At 70.4% G+C, this 20,251-nt stretch carries 17 protein-coding genes; 14 read left to right on the top strand and 3 right to left on the bottom strand.

Annotated elements, in window-relative coordinates:
- Nucleotides 1–50 precede the first annotated feature (50 nt).
- Nucleotides 51–188, top strand: a complete 138-nt coding sequence (locus ACFQV6_RS30325) for a hypothetical protein (protein ID WP_378031043.1) — start codon at nt 51–53, stop codon at nt 186–188.
- An 8-nt stretch (nt 189–196) separates the two neighbouring features.
- On the opposite strand, the gene ACFQV6_RS30320 is transcribed toward ACFQV6_RS30325, so the two are convergent.
- Nucleotides 197–1,129 (bottom strand): DUF389 domain-containing protein, encoded by a 933-nt coding sequence (locus ACFQV6_RS30320; protein WP_378031042.1) that lies wholly within the window; start codon nt 1,127–1,129, stop codon nt 197–199.
- Nucleotides 1,130–1,250: 121 nt separating this feature from the next.
- Between ACFQV6_RS30320 and ACFQV6_RS30315 the strand changes: the two genes are divergently transcribed.
- On the top strand, nt 1,251–1,928 hold the full coding sequence (locus ACFQV6_RS30315) for a DUF899 domain-containing protein (RefSeq protein WP_378031041.1): 678 nt from the start codon (nt 1,251–1,253) through the stop codon (nt 1,926–1,928).
- A gap of 19 nt (nt 1,929–1,947) precedes the next feature.
- Here ACFQV6_RS30315 and ACFQV6_RS30310 read toward each other — a convergent pair whose 3' ends face one another.
- Nucleotides 1,948–2,106, bottom strand: a complete 159-nt coding sequence (locus tag ACFQV6_RS30310) for a hypothetical protein (protein WP_378031040.1) — start codon at nt 2,104–2,106, stop codon at nt 1,948–1,950.
- Between the two features lie 571 nt (nt 2,107–2,677).
- Between ACFQV6_RS30310 and ACFQV6_RS30305 the strand changes: the two genes are divergently transcribed.
- Genes ACFQV6_RS30305 through ACFQV6_RS30270 form a run of 8 tightly spaced genes read left to right on the top strand, consistent with a single transcriptional unit; the run spans nt 2,678 to nt 10,366 of the window.
- Nucleotides 2,678–3,826 carry an inositol-3-phosphate synthase gene (locus tag ACFQV6_RS30305; RefSeq protein ID WP_378031039.1) on the top strand — a complete coding sequence of 383 codons (1,149 nt, stop codon included), beginning with the start codon at nt 2,678–2,680 and terminating at the stop codon, nt 3,824–3,826.
- On the top strand, nt 3,813–4,652 hold the full coding sequence (locus ACFQV6_RS30300) for an SCO3242 family prenyltransferase (protein WP_378031038.1): 840 nt from the start codon (nt 3,813–3,815) through the stop codon (nt 4,650–4,652). Before ACFQV6_RS30305 ends, ACFQV6_RS30300 begins: the two co-directional genes overlap by 14 nt.
- Nucleotides 4,649–5,467: a sugar phosphate isomerase/epimerase family protein gene (locus ACFQV6_RS30295; RefSeq protein WP_378031037.1), complete on the top strand. Its 819-nt coding sequence runs from the start codon at nt 4,649–4,651 to the stop codon at nt 5,465–5,467. The genes ACFQV6_RS30300 and ACFQV6_RS30295 overlap by 4 nt, the downstream gene beginning before the upstream one ends.
- Nucleotides 5,454–6,020 (top strand): EboA domain-containing protein, encoded by a 567-nt coding sequence (locus ACFQV6_RS30290; protein ID WP_378031036.1) that lies wholly within the window; start codon nt 5,454–5,456, stop codon nt 6,018–6,020. The genes ACFQV6_RS30295 and ACFQV6_RS30290 overlap by 14 nt, the downstream gene beginning before the upstream one ends.
- Nucleotides 6,020–6,871 carry a TatD family hydrolase gene (locus ACFQV6_RS30285; protein ID WP_378031035.1) on the top strand — a complete coding sequence of 284 codons (852 nt, stop codon included), beginning with the start codon at nt 6,020–6,022 and terminating at the stop codon, nt 6,869–6,871. The genes ACFQV6_RS30290 and ACFQV6_RS30285 overlap by 1 nt, the downstream gene beginning before the upstream one ends.
- Nucleotides 6,871–7,980 (top strand): metabolite traffic protein EboE, encoded by a 1,110-nt coding sequence (gene eboE, locus ACFQV6_RS30280; RefSeq protein ID WP_378031034.1) that lies wholly within the window; start codon nt 6,871–6,873, stop codon nt 7,978–7,980. Before ACFQV6_RS30285 ends, eboE begins: the two co-directional genes overlap by 1 nt.
- Nucleotides 7,977–9,311 carry an alkaline phosphatase family protein gene (locus ACFQV6_RS30275; RefSeq protein ID WP_378031033.1) on the top strand — a complete coding sequence of 445 codons (1,335 nt, stop codon included), beginning with the start codon at nt 7,977–7,979 and terminating at the stop codon, nt 9,309–9,311. The genes eboE and ACFQV6_RS30275 overlap by 4 nt, the downstream gene beginning before the upstream one ends.
- Entirely contained in the window at nt 9,308–10,366 is a 1,059-nt protein-coding gene (locus ACFQV6_RS30270; RefSeq protein ID WP_378031032.1) for a polyprenyl synthetase family protein, read from the top strand. The genes ACFQV6_RS30275 and ACFQV6_RS30270 overlap by 4 nt, the downstream gene beginning before the upstream one ends.
- On the opposite strand, the gene ACFQV6_RS30265 is transcribed toward ACFQV6_RS30270, so the two are convergent.
- A complete protein-coding gene (locus ACFQV6_RS30265; RefSeq protein WP_378031031.1) occupies nt 10,367–12,556 on the bottom strand; it encodes a putative bifunctional diguanylate cyclase/phosphodiesterase in 2,190 nt (729 codons plus the stop codon).
- Nucleotides 12,557–12,945: 389 nt separating this feature from the next.
- Between ACFQV6_RS30265 and ACFQV6_RS30260 the strand changes: the two genes are divergently transcribed.
- From ACFQV6_RS30260 to ACFQV6_RS30245, 4 genes are all read left to right on the top strand, one after another.
- Nucleotides 12,946–14,010, top strand: coding sequence for a ThuA domain-containing protein (locus ACFQV6_RS30260; protein ID WP_378031030.1), 1,065 nt, complete (start codon nt 12,946–12,948; stop codon nt 14,008–14,010).
- Between the two features lie 18 nt (nt 14,011–14,028).
- Nucleotides 14,029–16,704 (top strand): PQQ-binding-like beta-propeller repeat protein, encoded by a 2,676-nt coding sequence (locus ACFQV6_RS30255; RefSeq protein WP_378031029.1) that lies wholly within the window; start codon nt 14,029–14,031, stop codon nt 16,702–16,704.
- Nucleotides 16,705–16,812: 108 nt separating this feature from the next.
- Entirely contained in the window at nt 16,813–18,666 is a 1,854-nt protein-coding gene (locus tag ACFQV6_RS30250; protein ID WP_378031028.1) for a hypothetical protein, read from the top strand.
- Between the two features lie 42 nt (nt 18,667–18,708).
- Entirely contained in the window at nt 18,709–20,244 is a 1,536-nt protein-coding gene (locus tag ACFQV6_RS30245; RefSeq protein WP_378031027.1) for an alpha/beta hydrolase domain-containing protein, read from the top strand.
- Nucleotides 20,245–20,251: the final 7 nt, after the last annotated feature.

Genomic DNA, 20,251 nt, shown 5'->3' with positions numbered 1-20,251 from the left:
CGCGATGCATACGCCGGCGACGCGAATGTTGACGCGCTGTTGACGCGGCAGTGAACGGCGTCACGCAGGCCGTCTTCACCGTCGTCGACACCGCTGAGGAACTCGGGCCCCTGCTACCGCCGGAGCTCTACGCACTCGCGCTACGGACCATCCAGGACGAGCCCGTGGTGGAGGACCTCGACATCTGATCGGCGAGCTACCTGGCGGTGCGGCGCGGCCGTTTCCAGGCGATCTGCTGGACCAGCAGGGTGAGGACACCGGCGATGACGATCGATGCGAGGTTGATCGCCAGTTGCACCGCCGATCCGTACGCCTCGTCGCGCACGCCGTACGCGAGGGCGACCGCCGCGTTGGCAGCGGCGGGCACGGTGGTCACCGAGATCAGCACGCCGACGAGGGTTCCGGCCTTGGCGGAGGTCAGCGACAGGATGCCGGCGATGCCACCGAGGAAGGCGATGACCCAGGACAGCGCGTCCGGGCGCCAGATGAAGTCGGTCAGCGGCCGCTCCGCGAGCAGCATCGACTTGTCCACCAGACCGGCCGCGGTGAGCAACCACACCGCGCCCACCGTGATGATCATGCCGACCGGGAAGCCGACCGCGAGCGCCACCGCGGATCGGCGGATCAACGTCGCCTTGCGCTGCACGAGGCCGACACACAGGGCGGCGAGGGGACCGAACTCCGGGCCGACGACCATCGATCCGACGATGAGGATCGGCTGATCCAGCAGCACCCCGATGGCGGCGATCACCGTGGCCACGCTCATGAACGTCAGGTAGGAGGCCGACAGGGCGGCCTCCTCGCCGGTCTGATGCTCGATCTCGTGCCACACGACCGCATCAACACCCAGACCAGGTGTACGCCTGGCGGCACGGTCGGCCGCCGCGGACAGCGTGGTGTCGACGGTCTCGACCACGATGGCACCGTCGCGCTCGAGCCCCAGCTCGCGCAGGTCGTCGAGTACGTCGCTCGCGCCCTCCCGCACGACGTCGAACTCGATCACGTCGCCTTCCGGTTCCTTCGCCACGCCGGGCAGGACAACCTGATGGGTGACGGCCTCGTTGCCGGCCAGCAGCTTCTCCACGCGGGCGCTCACCGATGCCGGCGTGATGACCCGCACGTGCAGCATGAGCAACCCCCGTGATCTCCCGCGACCGGGAAAGTCTATTGGCGGCGCCGGTAGCACCGCGGAGCTGGGATGCTGACGGCGGATCAGGTCACTGTGGTCAGAAGGAGAGGGGATCTTGATCATGGCTCTGCCGCCCGTTGTCGATCAGAACGCCTGGCGCAAGGAACTGGACGAGCTGCGCGCCCGGGAGAAGGCCGCCACCAAGGAGCTCGACGCGATCGCCGCGCAGCGGCGGCGGCTGCCGATGGTGCGGATGCCCGAATACACGCTGGCCGGGGCCGAGGGGCCGGTTCGGCTCGTCGACATCTTCGCCGGGAAGTCGCAGTTGATCGTTTACAACCACATGTGGCATCCGGACAGCGAGTGGCAGTGCGGCGGCTGCACGAGCCTCACGTCGTCGTTCACCCGGCTGGGTTTCCTCGACAACTACGACGCACGCTTTGTGATCGTGACCCAGGGCCCGATCGAGGCGGCCCTCGCCTACGCCCGGCGCGTCGGCAACACGATGACCTGGTACTCCACCGCCGACAGCCCGTTCGGGGCCGACGTCGACGCACCGCCCGGCGGCGGGTTCGCGATGAACGTCTTCCTGCGCGACGGCGAGACCGTCTACCGCACCTGGCACACGTCCGGCCGCGGGGTCGAACAGCTCACCTACACGTTCCCCCTGGTCGATGTGCTGCCCTACGGCCGGCAGGAGGAGTGGCAGGACTCCCCCGAGGGCTGGCCGCAGTCACCGGCCTACAGCGGATGGCTCGACTCCCCCGACGTCGCCCGGCTCTACGGCCCCGCGACATGAGCGGCATCGAGCGGCGATCTCATCGCAGGTACCGCCGAACCGTGTTGCTCAGGAACAGCGATTCCGGAACGCCGTGGGGATCGAGCTGCGAGGCCAGTTGGAGGGTCAGCGAGGCCAAGCCCTTGGGGTGAAGGGCATCGGCGAGTTCCAGGGACATGGCCCAAGTTGCGGTGACCACGGCTTTCTGCTGGTCCGGCAGCGAACCGGACTCCGACTCCGGCGAAACCGACCACCACGTAGCACGCCGGGCCGTCGTCGCCGGGCCTGCCCGCCGGCGACAGTACGGCGTCGACGGTCCGCTGCTGGCGCCTGTTGGCCAGTGGCGGCACGACACCGACACGCAGCGGCCACTGGGGCACCCTGCCGCGGAAGTGAAAATGCTGCGTGTTGTACCGGCCGAGCTGGAGGCCGTACGTACCGGGGGCGTAGACGTTCCACTGCTGTTCGGGCTCGGGCTCGGGGGCATCGCCAGGCATCCAGCCATTGTGCCGCCGCCGGCTCGGCCGGGACCGTGCCGAAGTCTCCCCTTTCCGCCGCCGTCGCCGTTATGGATCAATGAGGGAAGTCCATCCGTGCGCCGTCGGCAAGAGCCTCGGCGTGACTTTTGATCGATGAAATAAAAGTTACGGTCGTCTATCAAAAAGTCTGGACAGGACAGTCCGAAAGTTCCTACGGTGAGCCTTGCCGCGGGAGAATTCGCGGCAGGGGTCCAGGCTCAAATCCATCGATTGCTAGCGATGGAGGTACCGATGACGACGACGACCGGTGTGTGGCTGATCGGGGCCCGCGGATCCGTGGCGGTGACCAGCGTGGTGGGGGCTCTCGCCCTGCGCGCCGGGCTCGCCGAGCCGCTGGGGTGTGTCACCGAGCTGCCCGAGCTCGCCGGCCCGGGGGTGCCTGGTCTCGGCGCCCTGGTGTTCGGCGGGCATGACATCAGCGATCTCACCCTGGACAAGAAGGTGGAGAGCCTCGTCGCGGCGGGGGTGCTGCCGGCCCGGGCCGCGGGGGCGGTCGGTGGTGAGCTGGCCGCGGTGCAGGGGGAACTGCGGCCGGTGCCGGTCGCTGACACCCAGCTCGAGGTGGCTGGGCTGATCGCCGCGGACATCGAGGACTTCCGGCGGCGGCGGGGGCTGGAGCGGGTCGTGGTCGTCAACGTGTCGTCGACCGAGCCGGCTGTCGAGCCGCACCCCGCGCATCAGAGCCTGGCACTGCTCGACGAGGCGCTGGCGGGACGGGAGAGGGTCCTGCCGCCGAGTTCGCTCTACGCGTACGCCGCCTTCTTGGCTCGTTGTTCCTATGTTGATTTCACGCCGTCGACCGGAGCCCGGCTGCCGGCGCTGGTGGAGCTGGCCGCCCGCCAGGGGCTGCCGTATGCGGGGCACGACGGCAAGACCGGGGAGACGCTGGTCAAATCGGTGCTGGCGCCGATGTTCGCGATGCGGCACCTGCGGGTGCGCACCTGGTCGGGCACGAACCTGCTGGGTGGTGGCGACGGGGCGAACCTGGCTGATCCGGCTGCGAACGCCGCCAAGGCGGGCAGCAAGCAGCGGGTGCTGGCGGAGACGCTCGGTTATCAGCCGCAGGGCAGCAGTCACATCGAGTACGTCGACGACATCGGCGACTTCAAGACGGCCTGGGATCTGATCACCTTCAGCGGTTTTCTGGGCGTCTCGATGCGGATGGAGTTCTCCTGGCACGGCTGCGACTCGGCTCTGGCCGCGCCGCTGATCCTCGACCTGGCCCGGCTGACCGCGGGCGCGCACGCCGCCGGGCGCAGCGGGCCGCTCACCGAGCTCGCGTTCTTCTTCAAGGACCCGCTCGGTGACGTGCCGCATGCGCTGCCCGATCAGTGGGCCGCGCTCGTGGCGTTCGTCAGGGGCCTTCATGCGGCTTCGTGACCTGGCCGAGCTGGTGCGGGCCCCGGCCGCGCTGTCGGTTCCCGGTGATGCGGTGGCCGGTGCCGCCGCTGCCGGTGTGCTGGGCCGCGCGACGCCCGGTCTGGTGGCCGCGTCGGTCTGCCTCTACTGGGGCGGGATGGCCGCCAACGACTGGGCCGACCGCGATCTTGACGCGAGTGAGCGGCCGGAGCGGCCGATTCCCTCGGGGCGGGTCAGCGCCCGGCAGGCGCTGCTGATCGCGGCGGGACTGACCGGCGCCGGGGTCGCGATCGCCGGGCTGGCCGGTGGCCGGCGCGCCGCCCGGGTCGCGGTGCCGCTGGCCGGTGCGGTCTGGGCCTACGACGTGTGGGGTAAGAACACGGCCGCCGGTCCGGCGATGATGGCTGTCTGCCGCGGGCTCGACGTGCTGCTGGGTGCGAGTGGCGGACGGGTGCGGCGAGCGGTGCCGTCCGCGCTGGCCGTCGCGGCTCACACCTACACGGTCACCGCGCTGTCCCGCTTCGAGGTGTCCGGTGCGGCGCCCGCGCTGCCGGCCGCGACCCTCGCCGGCACGCTCGCGCTGGCCGCCACCACGGCGGGACGGCGCCCGGGACCGGCCGGGCTGCTCGCTGCCTGGTATGCGGCCGGTTACGGCGCCGCGCAGGCACGGGCGTTCGCCGACCCCGGTGCTCCGCGGGTGCGCGCGGCGGTCGGGGCGGGCATCACCGGACTGCCGCCGTTGCAGGGTGCGCTGACAGCGAGGTCGGGCCATCCGGCGTACGGGATCGCTGTCGCCCTGGCCGCCCCCCTCGCCCGGCGCCTGGCCCGAAGGGTGTCACCGACATGAGATTCGGCTACGGCACGAACGGCTTCACCAACCACCGGCTGCCCGAGGCGCTGCGGGTCATCGCGGACCTCGGCTACGACGGGGTCGCGCTGACGCTGGACACCAACCACCTCGACCCGTTCGGCGCCGATCTGGCCCGGCGCACCGCCGCCGTGGCCGCCGACCTGGAACGGCTGGGCCTGGCGGTGGTCATCGAGACCGGCGCCCGCTATCTGCTCGACCCGTGGCACAAGCACTCGCCCACGCTGATGGACCACGATCCGGCCCGGCGGCTCGACTACCTTCGCCGCGCCGTGCGGGTCGGCGCGGACCTCGGGGCCGAGGCGGTCTCGTTCTGGGCCGGCATCGGCCCGGCGGACGCCTGGGAGCGCCTGGTCGACGGCTGCGGCCAGATCGTCGGCGCCGCCGCGGAGGCCGGCGTGACCCTCGGCTTCGAACCCGAGCCGGGCATGCTGGTGAACGACATCGCGGACTGGCGCCGCCTGCACGCCGACCTCGGCCGGCCGCCGGGTTTCGGCATCACCCTCGACATCGGGCACTGCCGCTGCCTGGAGCCGCAGCCGGTGCCCGACTGCGTCCTGGCGGTGGCCGGCGACCTGGTCAACGTGCAGATCGACGACATGCGGCGGGGTGTGCACGAGCACCTCGAATTCGGTACCGGCGAGATCGACTTCCCACCGGTGCTCGCCGCGCTGGACGCCGCCGGTTATCGCGGCCTGGTCTCGGTGGAACTCCCCCGCCACTCGCACGCGGCACCGGCCGTGGCCGCGCAGTCCCTGGACTTCCTGCGAAAGGCCGCCGATGACCACGCTTGAGGAGCTCCGGCAACAACTGGGCGACCGGCTCGGCGACGACCTGCGCCGGGTGACCGAGAACCCGGAGGCCGCGGCGACGCTGTTCCCCGCCGCGGGCCGCCGGTACGGGCGCGAGCCGCTGGCCGGGGGCTGGACGACCGACGAGGCGGCCCGTGCGCTGCTGCTGTCCGTCCTGCCACCCGAGCACATCTCCGAGATCTACCGGTACGGCGACGCGGCCGAGAAGCTGGCCGTGCTGAAGGCCCTGCCGTTGCTGCCGATCGGCGACCACGCGGTGCCGCTGCTCGAGGACGCGTTGCGCACCAACGACACCCGGCTGGTGTCGGCGGCGGTCGGCCCGTACGCGGAACATCTCGGGCAGCAGGCATGGCGTCACGCCGTACTCAAATGTGTCTTCATGGGTGTGCCCTTGACCCGCGTGCATCGGCTGACCGAACGAGCCGACCCGGAGCTGGCGGCCATGCTGCGCGCCTTCGCCGACGAACGCCGCGCCGCCGGCCGGGACATGCCGGCCGACGCCCTCGCCCTGCTGGACCAGCTGAAGGAGGCATGATGCGCATCTTCGACCCGCACATCCACATGACCTCGCGCACCACCGACGACTACCAGCGGATGGCCGAGGCCGGTGTGCGCGCGGTGGTCGAGCCCGCGTTCTGGCTCGGCCAGCCGCGCACCAATCCCGGCTCGTTCGCCGACTACTTCGACTCGCTGATCGGATGGGAGCCGTTCCGGGCCGGCCAGTTCGGCATCCGCCACCACGCCACCATCGCGCTGAACCCCAAGGAGGCCAACGACCCGCGCTGCCGGCCGGTGCTCGACCTGCTGCCGCGCTACCTGGCCAAGGACGGCGTCGTCGCGGTCGGCGAGATCGGGTACGACTCGATGACCCCCGCCGAGGACGAGGTGTTCGCGGCACAGCTCGCCCTCGCGCTCGACCACGACCTGCCGGCGCTGGTACACACCCCGCACCGGGACAAGGCTCGCGGCACCTCCCGCAGCCTGGACGTGGTCAAGGAATCCGGCATCGACCCGGGCCGGGTGCTCCTCGACCACCTCAACGAGGTCACCGTCGACGCGGCCCGGGACGCGGGGGTGTGGCTCGGTTTCTCCATCTACCCGGACACCAAGATGTCCCCGGACCGGATGGTGGAGATCCTGCGCAGGTACGGGCCGGAACGCGTGCTGGTGAACTCGGCGGCCGACTGGGGACGGTCGGATCCGCTGCTCACGCTGCGGACCGGGGAGGCGATGCTGGCCGCCGGCTTCGAGGCGGACGCCGTCGACCGGGTGCTGTGGCGTAATCCGGTCGAGTTCTACGGGCAGTCGAAACGCCTCGACCTGTCCGCCCTCCCGGAGGCCGGCGCGACCTACGCCGGTAACTCGATCCTGCGCGGAGGCAGCTGATGCACCTGAGCTACTGCACCAACGTGCACCCGGCGGAGGACCTGGCCGGCATCATCGCCCAGCTGGACACGTACGCCCTGCCGATCCGCCGGCGGCTGGACACCGGCGTGCTGGGGCTCGGGCTGTGGCTGGCCGCACCGGTGGCGGCCGAACTCGCCGCCTCGGCCGGGCTGCGCCGCCGGTTACGGCGTGAACTCGACGTGCGCGGGCTGGAAGTGGTCACGCTCAACGGTTTCCCGTACGAGTCGTTCCAGGCGCCGGTGGTCAAGCACGCCGTCTACTTCCCCGACTGGACCTCGCCGCAACGGCTCGAGTACACCCTCAACCTCGCGCGGGTGCTCACCGATCTCCTGCCGGACTCGGCGTCCTACGGCTCGGTCTCGACGCTGCCACTCGCCTGGCGCACGCCGTGGGACGCCACCCGGGCCGCGGCGGCTTTCCGGCACCTCGACGAGCTCGCCCGCGGGCTGCACCGGCTCGCCGCGTCGACCGGCCGGACCGTCCGGGTCGGCTTCGAACCCGAGCCGGGCTGCCTGATCGAGAACACGACGCAGGCCGCCGAACTGCTGGCCGGAGTCGACACGCGCTGGCTGGGCGTCTGCCTCGACCTCGCCCATCTGGCGTGTGCCTGGGAGGACCCCGCCGCGGCGCTGGCGCGCCTGCGGTCTGCCGGTGTGCCGGTCGTCAAGGTGCAGGTGTCGGCGGCGCTCCAGGCCGATGATCCGGTGGCGGCCGGGGATGTGCTCCGGTCGTACGCGGAACCGCGCTTCCTGCATCAGACCCGGCCCCGCTCGGGACCGGCCGCCGACGACCTGGACGAGGCCCTCGACCGGCAGCTGCCCGGCCCGTGGCGCATCCACTACCACGTGCCGTTGCACGCCGCGCCGTCCGCGCCGCTCACCTCGACGATCCCGGTGCTGCGCGAGGCCGTCCACGAGCTGCTGACCGCGCCCGGGCCACGGTGTGAGCACTTCGACGTGGAGACGTACACCTGGGGTGTTCTGCCGCCGGATCAGCGACCGGCCGACGCGGCGGGGCTGGCCGACGGCATCGCCGCCGAACTCGCCTTCGCCCGCGATCTGCTCGCCTCCGAGGCGGTGGCGCGATGACCTCGCTGGTCGTGCTCGACGTCGTCGGGCTGACCCCGCGGCTGCTCGCACACATGCCGCGGCTGCGGGCGGTCGCCGAGCGCGGCTTCCAGGCGCCGCTGGGCACGGTGCTGCCGGCCGTGACCTGCTCGGTGCAGTCCACCTTCCTCACCGGCCTCACCCCGGCCGAGCACGGCGTCGTCGGCAACGGCTGGTACTTCCGCGAGCTCGGCGAGGTGATGTTCTGGCGCCAGCACAACGCCCTGGTCGGCGGCGAGAAGGTCTGGGACGCGCTGCCCGGCCGCACTGTCGCCAACGTCTGCTGGTGGTACGCCATGGGCGCACGGGTCGACTGGACGATCACGCCCCGGCCGATCTACCGGGCCGACGGGCGCAAGGAACCGGACTGCTACACGTACCCGCCCGAACTGCACGACGAGCTGCCGCCGTTCCCGCTGTTCACCTACTGGGGTCCCGGCGCCGGACTGCCCTCGTCGCAGTGGATCGTGGACGCCGCCCGGCACCTGCTCGACACCCGGCACCCGGACCTGACCCTCGTCTACGTGCCGCATCTCGACTACGACCTGCAGCGTTTCGGCCCGTCCAGCCCGCAGGCCGCTCATGCTGCCGCCGAGCTGGACACTGTTCTGGCGCCGCTGCTCGACCGGCCGGACACCACAGTGGTGGTGCTCTCCGAGTACGGCATCACCGACGTGCACCGGCCGATCGACGTCAACCGGCTGCTGCGCGCCGAGGGCCTGCTCAACGTGCACACCCAGGACGGCATGGAATACCTCGACACGTGGACGTCGCGGGCCTTCGCCGTCGCCGACCACCAGGTGGCGCACGTGTACGTGCGGGATCCCGGCGACATCCCGGCGGTCGCCAAACTCTGTGCCACCCTGCCCGCCGAGGTCCTCGACGACGCCGGCAAGGCCGCGCACGGCCTGAACCACGCCCGCTCCGGGGAACTGGTGCTCGTCGCCGAACCGGACGCCTGGTTCACCTACTACTACTGGCTCGACGACGCCGCCGCCCCCGACTTCGCCCGCTGCGTCGAGATCCACCGCAAGCCCGGCTACGACCCGGCGGAGCTGTTCTTCGACCCCGCCGGCCCGGCCGCCGCCCGGCGGCGCGCGATCACCGCGGTGGCCCGCAAGAAGATGGGCCTGCGCTACCTGATGAACGTGGTCGGCCTCGACGCGGGCGCCCGGGCGGTCCGCGGTTCGCACGGCCGGCTGCCCGCCGATCCGGCCGACGCACCGGTGCTGATCTGCTCGGACCCGTCCGCCGTACGGGATCGGGTCGCCGCCACCGAGGTCAAAGCCCTGCTGCTGGAACTGGCGTCATGACACTTCAGGCGACCCGCCACCCGCTGCGGCAGCGGTTCGACGCCGCGCTCACCGACTTCATCGACCGCCAGGACCGGACCTGGCCGGACGGTGCCCCGCGCGGCGCGCTGGACTCGCTGCGCCGCTTCATCCTGGCCGGCGGCAAACGCATCCGCCCCGCCTTCTGCTACTGGGGCTGGCGCGGCGGCGGCGGCGAGGACTGCCCCGAGGTGATCAACGCGGCGGCGGCGCTGGAACTGTTCCACGCCTTCGCCCTCATCCACGACGACATCATCGACGGCAGCGACCGCCGCCGTGGCCAGCCCTCCATGCACCGCGTCTTCGCCACCCAGCACGACCGGCACGCCTGGCGCGGCGATTCCCTCGCGTTCGGCCGCAACACCGCCCTCCTCTGCGGCGACCTGTGTGCGGCCTGGGCCGAGCAGATGTTCCACGAGTGCGGCCTGCCACCACATCAAATACATCAGGGGTACGCGGCCTTCGCGCTGATGCGCACGGAGGTGATCGCCGGCCAGTACCTGGATCTGGTGTCCAGCGTCGGCGACGACTCGGTGGCCAGTGCCCTGATCGTGATCCGGATGAAGACGGCCCGGTACACGGTCACCCGCCCGCTGCAGATCGGCGCCCGGCTGGCCGGTGCTTCCCCGGCGCTCTGCGCGGCGTTCGCCGAGTTCGGTGACCCGCTGGGCGACGCGTTCCAGCTGCGGGACGACGTGCTGGGCGTCTTCGGCGACCCGGCCGTGACCGGTAAACCCGCCCTGGACGACCTGCGCGAGGGCAAGCCGACAGTGATGATGGGCCTGGCCCGCAACGTCGCCGACCGCGCCCAGGCAGCCCGGCTGGCGTCGCTGTTCGGCGATCCGGAGCTGGACGAGGCGGGTGCGGTGGAGATCCGCGAGATCATCCGGGCGACCGGCGCGTTAGATCAAATAGAACAGATGATTCGGGTACGCACGGACGCGGGCCTTGCTGCTCTCGCCGCGGCCGAGCTGCCACCGCCGGTGCGCACGGCCCTCACCGAGCTGGCGGCCGCCGCGGTCAACCGCACGCACTGATCACGCCGGCGTTCCCGCAGATTGCGGCGGGCCGGGCTCGGATCCCCGGTCCAGCAGGGCGGCGAGGGCGTCCGGGCGCAGGGGGCGGGCCAGCAGGTATCCCTGGCCCTGCTCGCAGCCCAGGGCGATCAGCCGGTCGAGCTGGCCGGTGGTCTCGATGCCCTCGGCGACCACTGTCATGCCGAGGGCGTGTCCCATGGTGGTGACCGCGGCGACGATCTCGCGGCCCCGGCCCTCGGTCTCGAGCTGGTTGACGAAACTTCGGTCGATTTTGAGGACGTTGGCCGGGAACTGCGTCAGGTGCGCCAGCGACGAATATCCGGTGCCGAAGTCGTCCAGGGCGATGTGCACACCGAGCCGCGCCAGGTCGGCCAGGGCGTCACGCGCTTCGGCCATGTCGAGCAGCTGTGCCGTCTCGGTCAGCTCCAGGCACAGCTGGGCAGGCGCGATCCGGTGACGGTCGAGGACGTCCTTGACGACGCCGGCGAAGTCGGGGGCGCACAGTTGCCGGGTGGACACGTTGACCGCCATCGTCAGCGGCGGCAGCGCCGGGTCGCGCCGCACTGACCAGGCGACGAGCCGGCGGCATGCCTCGTGCAGGGCCCAGGTGCCGATCGAGACGATCAGGCCGCGGTCCTCGGCGATGCCGATGAACTCCGCCGGCGGGACGGTGCCGCGTTCCGGGTGGTCCCACCGGATGAGCGCCTCGGCACCGACGATGCGATGGTCCTGGAGGGAGAACACCGGCTGGTACTCCAGGCGTAGCTGGCGGTGCTCCAGTGCGCGGGCCAGATCGGCCTCCACGGCGTACCGCTTGGCGGCCCGGTCCCGCAGCTCGGGGTCGAAGAACTGGTAACAGTTGCGCCCCCGCGCCTTCGCCTGGTACATCGCCGCGTCGGCGTCGCGGATGAGGTCCTCGCCGGTGGCGAACGGATCGGTGGTCACCACCAGTCCGACGCTCGCGGTCACGAACAGTTCGTGGCCGTTGTCGACGAACGGCGCGCTGAGGCTGTCGACCACCCGGCCGGCCGTGACATGGGCGTCGTCCTCCGTGCAGATCTCGTCCAGTACGACGACGAACTCGTCACCGCCGAAACGTGCCACCGTGTCGCTGGGACGCAGGATGGCGGTGAGCCGCCGGCCGGCCTCCACGAGCAGCTTGTCGCCCACTCCGTGGCCGTACGTGTCGTTGATGGCCTTGAATTGGTCGAGGTCGATGAAAAGCAGCACGATGCGCCCGGGCCGGCGTTTCATCCGGGCCAGGGCGCCGTTGAGCCGGTCGGCCAGCAGCACCCGGTTGGCCAGCCCGGTCACCGGGTCGTGGACCGCCTGATGAGCCAGTTCGTCCTGGGTCCGCTTCAGCTCGGTCACCTCACGAGCGGACGTCACCACGCCCACCGGCTGCCCCTGATCGGTGTCCCGGTGCGCGGCCATGTGCGCCTGGAAATCGCGGCGCCCGTCCCCGGTGCCGACGGAGAAGTCCACCGAGCAGCTCCGGCCGGTCTCCAGCACGCTGGCGAGGCCGGACTCCCAGAGCGGCATGACCGCGCTGTCCGAGTTGAGTTCGCGATCGGTGCGGCCCAGCATGTCGCGGCTGCGCATCCTCAGCAGCCGTTCGGTGGCCGTGTTCACGTACTGGTAGCGCAGGTCGGCGTCGTACAGCGCGATGGCGTCGGACGAGGTGTCCAGCACGGTGCGAAGCTGGGCCTCGACGCGGCTGATGTCGGCGTGCGCCGACGTCAGGGCGGCAGCGTTGCGAATCGCCTCCTGCTCGGCCTGCACCAGCCGGGTGATGTCCCGCGAGATGCCGAACGTGCCGATGATCTGACCGTCGTCGTCACGCAGCGGGAATTTCGTGCTGGTGACCCACCGGTCGGGACGATCCGGCCAGGTCTCGTGCTCCTGCTTGTTCACCATCGGCGTGCCGGTGGCGATGATGCGCTGCTCGTCAGCGTACGCGTCAGCCGCGTGCGCATGGCCGTAGACGTCGAAGTCGGTGAGGCCGAGGAGTTCGGCGGGGTCACCGCCGGTGAGCGCACCCCACGCCTTGCTCAGCCACAGGAACCGGCTCCGCAGGTCCTTGAAGTAGATGACCTCGTCGGTCGCGTTGAGCAGGTTGCGGGCACACACCCGTTCCAGGTCCCCCGTGACGCCGTGGGGCGGCGGGTCGGGCGAGGAGGCCTGGTTCATGGCGCATCACTCTCCGGGTGGTGGTCGGTTACGGTTCCTATCGGCAGCAACCGGCGGGCGTGGACGAAATCGCGCCGGAAACTTTGCCACCGGCCCTCGCCCCGCTCGACCGCACGGTGCGATGCGCATCCGGTTGCTCTCGCGTCCGCCTCATCACCATGACGCTCATCCATGTACTGATGCTCTCGCAGCCATCTTGTGAGATGGCGCACGCCCCACTATGGTCTGTCCAGCGGTACAAGTAGTCCACCAAGCGGACCTGACCCCTACGGCGTCCGGCGATCCCACCTGCTCGCCGCCAGCGGCTCCGCCGGCAGGCACGGCGCCGACCGGGGGCAAGTGCGAGACAGCCTGCCCCTGGAATCCACCTCCGGACGGGAGTTCCCAGCGTGAACAACAATTGGCTCAAGACGGTGGTGCCGCTCGCGGCGCTCGCGATCCTCGCGCCGGCCTCGGCCCTCGCGTTCAAGGGTCCACCGCAGGAACACCGAGGCAAGCCGGCCGCCATCGACCCGGTGTACGGCGTGTGCCGCGGTGTGGACCCGGCCTGCTACAGCGACTGGGGAACCGAGCGGGACAACAAGGTGCTGGTGTACTCCCGTACGGCGGGACCGCGCCACGCGAACCTCGGGCGGGTCCTGGACCCGGACAACGCGAGTGTCCAAGGGCTCGCGTTGCCCCGCCCGTACGTGATCACGCACGACCACAGCGACCCGGCGGCCTGGCCACGGCCCCTGGACGCCTCCAATGTGGCGCAGGCCGGGCTGATCAGGATGCTCGAGGCCGACGGCATCGAAGTGCACGTCACCGAGGACGTCCAGGCGATGGAGCGGCTGAACTCCAGCTACCAGGCCGTGATCTTCATGAGCCCCACCCGCGACACCCTGTGGAACCACGCGCGGGGCGCGGCCGGCGGCACCCGCCTCGACTGGGCCCGGGAGTCGCTGCGCAAGTACATCCAGGGCGGTGGCGGATTCGTCGGCGTCCACAACGCCTTCGGCACCGAGTACGGCTGGCAGTGGTACGAAGGACTGCTCGGCAACGCGAACTACTACAACCACGGCCGCAGCCAGCCCGGTGACGTCGTCGTCGTCAACGACCGGGATGTGTCGACAAAGGGCCTTCCGCGACGCTGGGGCTTCTCCGACGAGTGGTACAACCTCGTCCCGTTCCCGACCAACGTGAACTTCCTCGCCACCGTCGACGAACGGACGCTGGCGGACGGCGCGGGCGGGGAGGGATCACACCCCGGGCACGGCGACTTCCATCCGGTCACCTGGTGCCAGTACTACGACGGCGGCCGTTCCTGGGTCACCACCCTCGGGCACGACGGTGCCGCTTTCCAGGAGAACTCGGCCTCCCCCGGAGCAGCCCAGTTCCAGGCGCACCTGCGGCACGGCATCAAGTCCGCCATGGGCCTCGAACCGTTCTGCACACCGGCCAAGCGCAAATAGCCACCGCGGAGGCGATCGATGAAACCACGAATTCTCGCACCGATCCTGTTCGCCGTCGCTGTCGCCGTCGGCCCGTCGGCAGCCGTCGCCCAGGCCCCGGCCGGGGGCGCCGAGCGGACGGAACCGCCGGGTCTGGAGCCGACCGGGGCGGACATGCCGGCCGTCGGCGGCAACCTCGCGAACCAGCACTACTCGGGGCTGAAGCAGATCTCCCGGCGCAACCTCGACAAGCTCGGCCCGGTCTGGCGCACGCATGTCTCGGCGGTCGCGCCGGCCAGCGACGACGTGGGCCAGCAGACGACGCCCATCGTCGCCGACGGGGTCATCTACCTCGACACCCCCGGCGGCGAGGTGATCGCCGTCGACGGCGCGACCGGTGAGCCGAAGTGGAAGTGGGCACCCGAGGGCTTCGCGACGGCGGGCACCCGGCGCGGCGTCTCGATCGGCGACGGCAAGATCTACACGCTGGCCGACGGCGATCGCATCGTCGCCCTCGACAAGGACACCGGCGAACAGGCCTGGGTCGTGCAGCCGGCGGTCCAGGCCGGCGTCGAGCTGGGCAACTTCGACCGGGTCGCGACCGTGTACAACGACGGCGTGGTCTACGCCCACGCCGCCAACGGCGACCGCGCCGCGGTCGTCGCGGTCCGCGCCAGCGACGGCGCCTACCTGTGGCACTTCTTCGGCGGGCCGAGCCGCGGAACCGTCTACACCGACGTCAACGGCAACTCCGTCGACGCCGGCGCCACCTGGGGCCCGCCGCTGCCCGACGGCACGGAGTGCAGCCTCGAGGGCGGTGCCACGCCGTGGATGCACGGCGCGGTCGACCCCGGCCTCGGCCTCTACTACATGACCTTCGGCAACCCGCGCAGCTGCCGGAGCTCGCAGGACGGCTCCCTGCGCCCGGGCGACAACCTGTTCTCCACCACGATGGTGGCGGTCGACATGAAGACCGGTGCGTACAAGTGGCACTACCAGTCGATCCGGCACGACGTGTGGGACATGGACAACGTCCATCCGCCGACCCTGGCCGACATCAGGATCAAGGGCCAGAAGCGCAAGGTGGTGTTCTACGGCAGCAAGTCGGGACATCAGTTCGTGCTCGACCGGACCAACGGCAAGCCCGTGCTCCCGGTCGCCGACAAGCCGATGATCCAGGATTCCCGGCAGAACAACGCCGCGACCCAGCCCTTCCCGGCGGAGCGCCTGCTGCCCGAGTGCGTCGTCTGGCAGAAGCTGGACCCGCGCAACGTTCCGGGCGACCCGTGGCGGGCCGTGCCGAACTACAACGGCTACCAACCTGACGCGAACGGCAATCTGGTCTTCAACCCGGACAGCTACGTCGCGGCGGACGAGCCGTTCCTGACGTACCCGCAGGGCAGCCCCTCGGACCACCGCCGCGGCTGCATGTACGACCCGCAGTGGGATCTGCCGATCCTGTCGACCACCAGCCAGAACGGCGGCGCCGACTGGTCGAACAACTCCTACAGCCACAGCACGAACCTGGTCTATTACCCCTACGGCACCAACCCGGTGGCGCACTGGAACGGCGCCGCGGCCAACGGGCAGCGGGCGATCGGCCAGTACCAGACCGGTGGCATCCTCGCCTACGACGCCTCGACCGGGAAGGTGAAGTGGCGCAACCACCTCGGCACGGACATGTCGCACGGCCAGGGGCCCCTGACGACGGCGACGGACCTGCTGTTCGCCGGCCAGATCGACGGCCGCCTGCTGGCGATGGACGCCCGCGACGGCGACGTGCTGTGGGAGTTCCAGACCGGGTCGGGCATCGCCGGCGCTCCGATCACCTACACGGTCGACGGCGAACAGTACGTCGCCGTTCTCGCCGCCGGGTCCACGAACCCGTACGGCGGCTCGGTGACGCAGGGCGACTCGCTGTGGGCGTTCAAACTCGGCGGCACCTACACGACCGAGTCGGGTAGCCAGGAGGGGCCGGACACAGCTCCGCTGGCGATCCGCCGTCCCGTCCAGGGCAGCCCGGTCGAGGGGGCGACGGTGGACAACACCGTCTACCTCGGCCGCCAGAACCGCACGACCGACACCGCCGCGGCGCGGGACAGCACCTCACAGGGCGGCATGGCACCGACTCACCTGCGGGTGCCGGTCGGTACCACAGTGACCTTCCTGAACCCGGGAGCGGAAACCTTCCCGAACTTCCCGAACCAGCGGCCGCACTGCGCCACCCAGTACTTCGAAGGGCTCTTCAACCCCCGGCTGGACCCGGGAGAGCGCTTCGCGTTCACGTTCGACCGCGCCGGTGACTACTACTTCAACGACTGCACCGACCCGCGGCCGACCGGCAAGATCGAGGTGTACGCGGCACCACAGGACCTGCCGGGCGCACTGCGGTTCGTCCCCGCGACCATCGACCTCGGCTCGCGGACCGGGATCTTCACCTCGGTGAACGGCGTGGTGACGGCGACGCTGCGCCTTCCGGCCGGCTACCGGCTCGACGGTGATGTCGAACTGCGAACGCCGCTGTCGCAGACACCCGTCGCGGCCAAGCAGGCCAAGGCGATCGGCCGCACGCTGTTCGTGGTGTTCGACAAGGCCGACCTCGACAACAACGTGCCGGAGGGGGACGCCGTGCCGTTGACGCTGGTGGCGAACTTCCTGCACGAGGGAAACCAGAAGCAGCTCACATCGACAGCGACGGTGCGGGTCCGCAAGTAGGACACGCCCACCGGGCCCGGCGAGGCGGCAACACCCGCCTCGCCGGGCTCGATTCCCCGCCCGGTCGACGCGGGCACCAGAGCCGTCACCGACGGAAGGGCCACAGTAATGAGCACGATCGATCGACGCCGCCTGCTCCAGGGAACCGCCGCCCTCGCGGTGAGTGCGACCTTGGCGAACCAGGCCCTGTCCACCTCGGCTGCCGTTGCGAAGGGCGCGGCGCCGCTCGGCGAGCCTCAGTCCCTCGACGGCCGCCCTTTCCCCGCCTACGACTACTCCCGGGCCAGCAAGCTGCCGCGGGAGATGACCGGGTATTGGACGAAGTCGTTCGGGGACCGGACCGTGAAGGTCTACATCTCGCCCGAGACGCCGATCCGGTCCTACTTCACGGTGATCGCGGTGCCCGACGGCGTCGCGACGGGCGAGTTCCTGCAGCGAGCGGGCTGGGCCGGCATCGCCGACCGGCGGGAGGAGGGCCTGTTCGTCCTGGAGCCCGGTCCGGGCGGCTGGGGCGGTCCCGCAGAGGAGGCGGCGTACGTCGAGGCCGCGATGGCCTTCTTCCAGAACAACCGCTACTTCTCGATCTTCGGTCTCCACTATCTCGCCGGCTACGGCGCCGGCGCCGCGGCCTTGGAGGCCTGGGCGGTCGCGCACCCGTTGCGTGTCATCAGCCAGGCGTACGTCGACTCGCCCGGCCTCAGTGCGCAATTCCTGAACTCCTACGCCGGCCGCGAATTCGGCGGCGAGACCGACGGCTACACCCCGGTCGAGTTCCCTGAGGGCTTCGACCTGATCAGGTACGACGAGACGGTCCTGCCCACCCTCTACATCCAGCCCGACCGGAACTCGATCGACGCGAGCCTGTCCTACTGGAAGCGGGCCAACGACACCGAACGCCGCGCCCGAGATGGCGGCGTGTACCCGCAACGCCGCGACTCCCGCCGCTGGATGACGTCGTACGCCGGCCCGATCTCCCAGGTGGTCGTCCAGCAGCGCCCGGCCGGCACCCACCGCATCGTCGACTTCCTGACCCGCTACACCAGGTACGAGAACTTCTTCGCCTACGGCAACCAGCTCTTCGAACGCGCCGACTACGCGAGACTCGGCGTCCAGGTGCGCACGATGATGGTCGCAGGCTTCCCTCGTGAGTACCTCGTCCATGTCCCCCGCTCCGCCCGCCGGTTGTGGGGCGACCGGGCTCCGGTCGTCTTCGTCTGGCCCGGCAACAGCCAGACCGCGAAGGTCTTCTTCGACGCCACCCAGTGGTGGAAGGTCGCCGAACGCGAGGGCTTCGTCCTGGTCGTCATCGGCGAGCAGTACAGCGCCACCTCCGTCTCGGTCAGCCACCGCGACTCGAACACCTTCTACCGGCAGCTGCGCGAGCTGATCACCGACGAGCTCGCGGTCGATCCGGCCAGGTTCTACTCCACCGGGCAGTCCGCCGGCAGCGCGGTGACGCAGAACTTCGCGATCGCCTACCCGGAGTACTTCGCCGCGGTCGCCTCGACGTCGTTCACCACCGCCCCCGACGCCGCGGGCACGGTCGGCATCGACGGTGTTCAGGTCCCGGCCAGCGGCCGCAGGATCCCCAACTACCAGATCTACGGGTACGGCGACCTCGCTTTCCTCGCCGGTGATCTCTGGGACGAGACGCAGAACGCGCTCGATGGCTGGGCGCAGTACCACCTGCGCACCAACGGGCTCACGCTCGCCGACGTGGACACCGTCGCCGGGGTACGCCACGGCTGGCGTGACCGTTTCCAGACCTGGACCTGGCGCGACGACGACACCGCGATCCCCGTCCTGAAGCTGTCCAAGAACCTGTACCGCTCACACAACACGATGGCCGAGGAGTCGCCGCTGCTGTGGGACTTCCTCAAGCACTACAGCCTCGAGCCCGACGGCGTCCGCTACTACAGCAAGTCCGCCTTCCGGCGGCCCAGGGACAAGAAACGGCTCTGATCCGACCGCCTCATCGAGGCGGTTCGACGATGGGAGGACCACATGCCCGACAACCGATCGCTTCAGGTGCCGAGAACGGTTGCCGGGTTGGCGGCTGCCGTTCTGCTGGTCAGCCTTACGCCGGCGGCGAGCATCGCACAGCCGGCCCGCGTCATGGCTGGTGCGGACGTGACGGTGTCCGCGCCGGCCCACGCCCGATCGCTGACTGGTCCGGCCGACGTGGCGATCCCGGCGGTGACCGGTCCGGTGGCGCACGGGCTCGTCGGAAACGAGTCCCACGACTATCCGTTCGCATCCACGGATCCGGTATGGCTGTCCAGCCACGGCTACGTCCAGGACGAGTTCTTCGTCTCGGGAACGGCCGGCTGCTACGAGACACCCCGGCTACGGACCGGCACGGTCATCGAAAGCGGCAACCCGTACCACACGCGGATGATCGTGCGCCGCCCGCTGGATCGCACCAAGTCCAACGGCGTCGTGGTCGTCGAGTGGCTCAACGCCTCCAGCGGCTACGAGATCGACTCGACCTGGGCGGCGACCAGCTACGAGGCCTACATACGCGCGGGCGCCACCTGGGTGGGCCTGTCGTTGCAGAACAACGTCATCCAGCAACTGCGCACCTGGAGTCCCCACCGGTACGGCGCGCTCAACGTCGAACCACGCCCGGGCAGCAGCTGCCCCGCCTCGGCCGACACGCCGCTCACCCCCGACAACGCCAAGGTCAACAACCTGGCGTTCGACATCCTGTCGCAGGTCGGCCGGGCCCTCCGGCAGCCGGCCGGGGTGGATCCGCTGCACGGGCTCGCACGAACCACGCTTATCGCAACGGGTGCCTCGCAATCAGCGGCCCGGCTGGTCCCCTACATCAACTCGGTGCACCCCGTGGCGCGTGTCTACGACGGATTCCTCCTGGCCATCCCGATCTTCGACCACGTGATCCGCCGGGACCCGGCGTTCGACCGCCTGAAGACTCCAGTGTTCAAGGTCATGTCCGAATGGGATCTGACCGTCGGCACCGTGGAAAGCAACAACCAGCCGGACAGCCGTGCCCTGCGCACCTGGCAGATTGCGGGAGCGCCGCACACCACCTACCAGAACGTGCAGTACCGAATCCCTAACAACGCGCGCGACGACCTCCCAGCCATCACCTTCTGTACGGGCCTGCCGCCCGGCGCCGAGCCCATCTCGCTCATCCCCAGCCGCTACGTGTTCGCGGCAGCCGCCCAGCACCTGGTCCGGTGGATTCGCAAAGGCACACCGCCTCCCACCGCACCGCGGATCGGCACCGTCCCGGGGACCACCGAGATCACCCGCGATCAGTACGGCAACGCGCTGGGCGGCATCCGGCTCTCGCAGCACGACGTGGCCACCGCGACCAACAACGCGACCGGCTGCAGCACCTACGGCTGGCACCGGCCCTTCGACCAGGCCACTCTCGCCACGCTGTACCCGTCGCACCGAGCCTACGTCGCTCAGGTCGCCCGGGTGACGCAGCGCAACGTTCGAGCCGGTTACCTCCTGCAGCCGGACGCCCGCACCACGATCCTCGAAGCCGGGCAGTCCGGCATCGGCCGCTGACCGTGGC

Origin of the sequence: Actinoplanes sp. GCM10030250 (assembly GCF_042666575.1) — a bacterium.
Lineage (GTDB): Bacteria > Actinomycetota > Actinomycetes > Mycobacteriales > Micromonosporaceae > Actinoplanes.
The sequence above is the reverse complement of the archived record's forward strand: the minus strand, read 5'-3'. Positions and strand labels throughout refer to the sequence as shown.

Bases quoted from the DNA above. Each gene is read 5' to 3' on its own strand.
- ACFQV6_RS30320 (WP_378031042.1), bottom strand. From the start codon at position 1,129: ATGCTGCACGTGCGGGTCATCACGCCGGCATCGGTGAGCGCCCGCGTG.
- ACFQV6_RS30315 (WP_378031041.1), top strand. From the start codon at position 1,251: ATGGCTCTGCCGCCCGTTGTCGATCAGAACGCCTGGCGCAAGGAACTG.
- ACFQV6_RS30305 (WP_378031039.1), top strand. From the start codon at position 2,678: ATGACGACGACGACCGGTGTGTGGCTGATCGGGGCCCGCGGATCCGTG.
- ACFQV6_RS30300 (WP_378031038.1), top strand. From the start codon at position 3,813: ATGCGGCTTCGTGACCTGGCCGAGCTGGTGCGGGCCCCGGCCGCGCTG.
- ACFQV6_RS30295 (WP_378031037.1), top strand. From the start codon at position 4,649: ATGAGATTCGGCTACGGCACGAACGGCTTCACCAACCACCGGCTGCCC.
- ACFQV6_RS30290 (WP_378031036.1), top strand. From the start codon at position 5,454: ATGACCACGCTTGAGGAGCTCCGGCAACAACTGGGCGACCGGCTCGGC.
- ACFQV6_RS30285 (WP_378031035.1), top strand. From the start codon at position 6,020: ATGCGCATCTTCGACCCGCACATCCACATGACCTCGCGCACCACCGAC.
- eboE (WP_378031034.1), top strand. From the start codon at position 6,871: ATGCACCTGAGCTACTGCACCAACGTGCACCCGGCGGAGGACCTGGCC.
- ACFQV6_RS30275 (WP_378031033.1), top strand. From the start codon at position 7,977: ATGACCTCGCTGGTCGTGCTCGACGTCGTCGGGCTGACCCCGCGGCTG.
- ACFQV6_RS30270 (WP_378031032.1), top strand. From the start codon at position 9,308: ATGACACTTCAGGCGACCCGCCACCCGCTGCGGCAGCGGTTCGACGCC.
- ACFQV6_RS30265 (WP_378031031.1), bottom strand. From the start codon at position 12,556: ATGAACCAGGCCTCCTCGCCCGACCCGCCGCCCCACGGCGTCACGGGG.
- ACFQV6_RS30255 (WP_378031029.1), top strand. From the start codon at position 14,029: ATGAAACCACGAATTCTCGCACCGATCCTGTTCGCCGTCGCTGTCGCC.
- ACFQV6_RS30250 (WP_378031028.1), top strand. From the start codon at position 16,813: ATGAGCACGATCGATCGACGCCGCCTGCTCCAGGGAACCGCCGCCCTC.
- ACFQV6_RS30245 (WP_378031027.1), top strand. From the start codon at position 18,709: ATGCCCGACAACCGATCGCTTCAGGTGCCGAGAACGGTTGCCGGGTTG.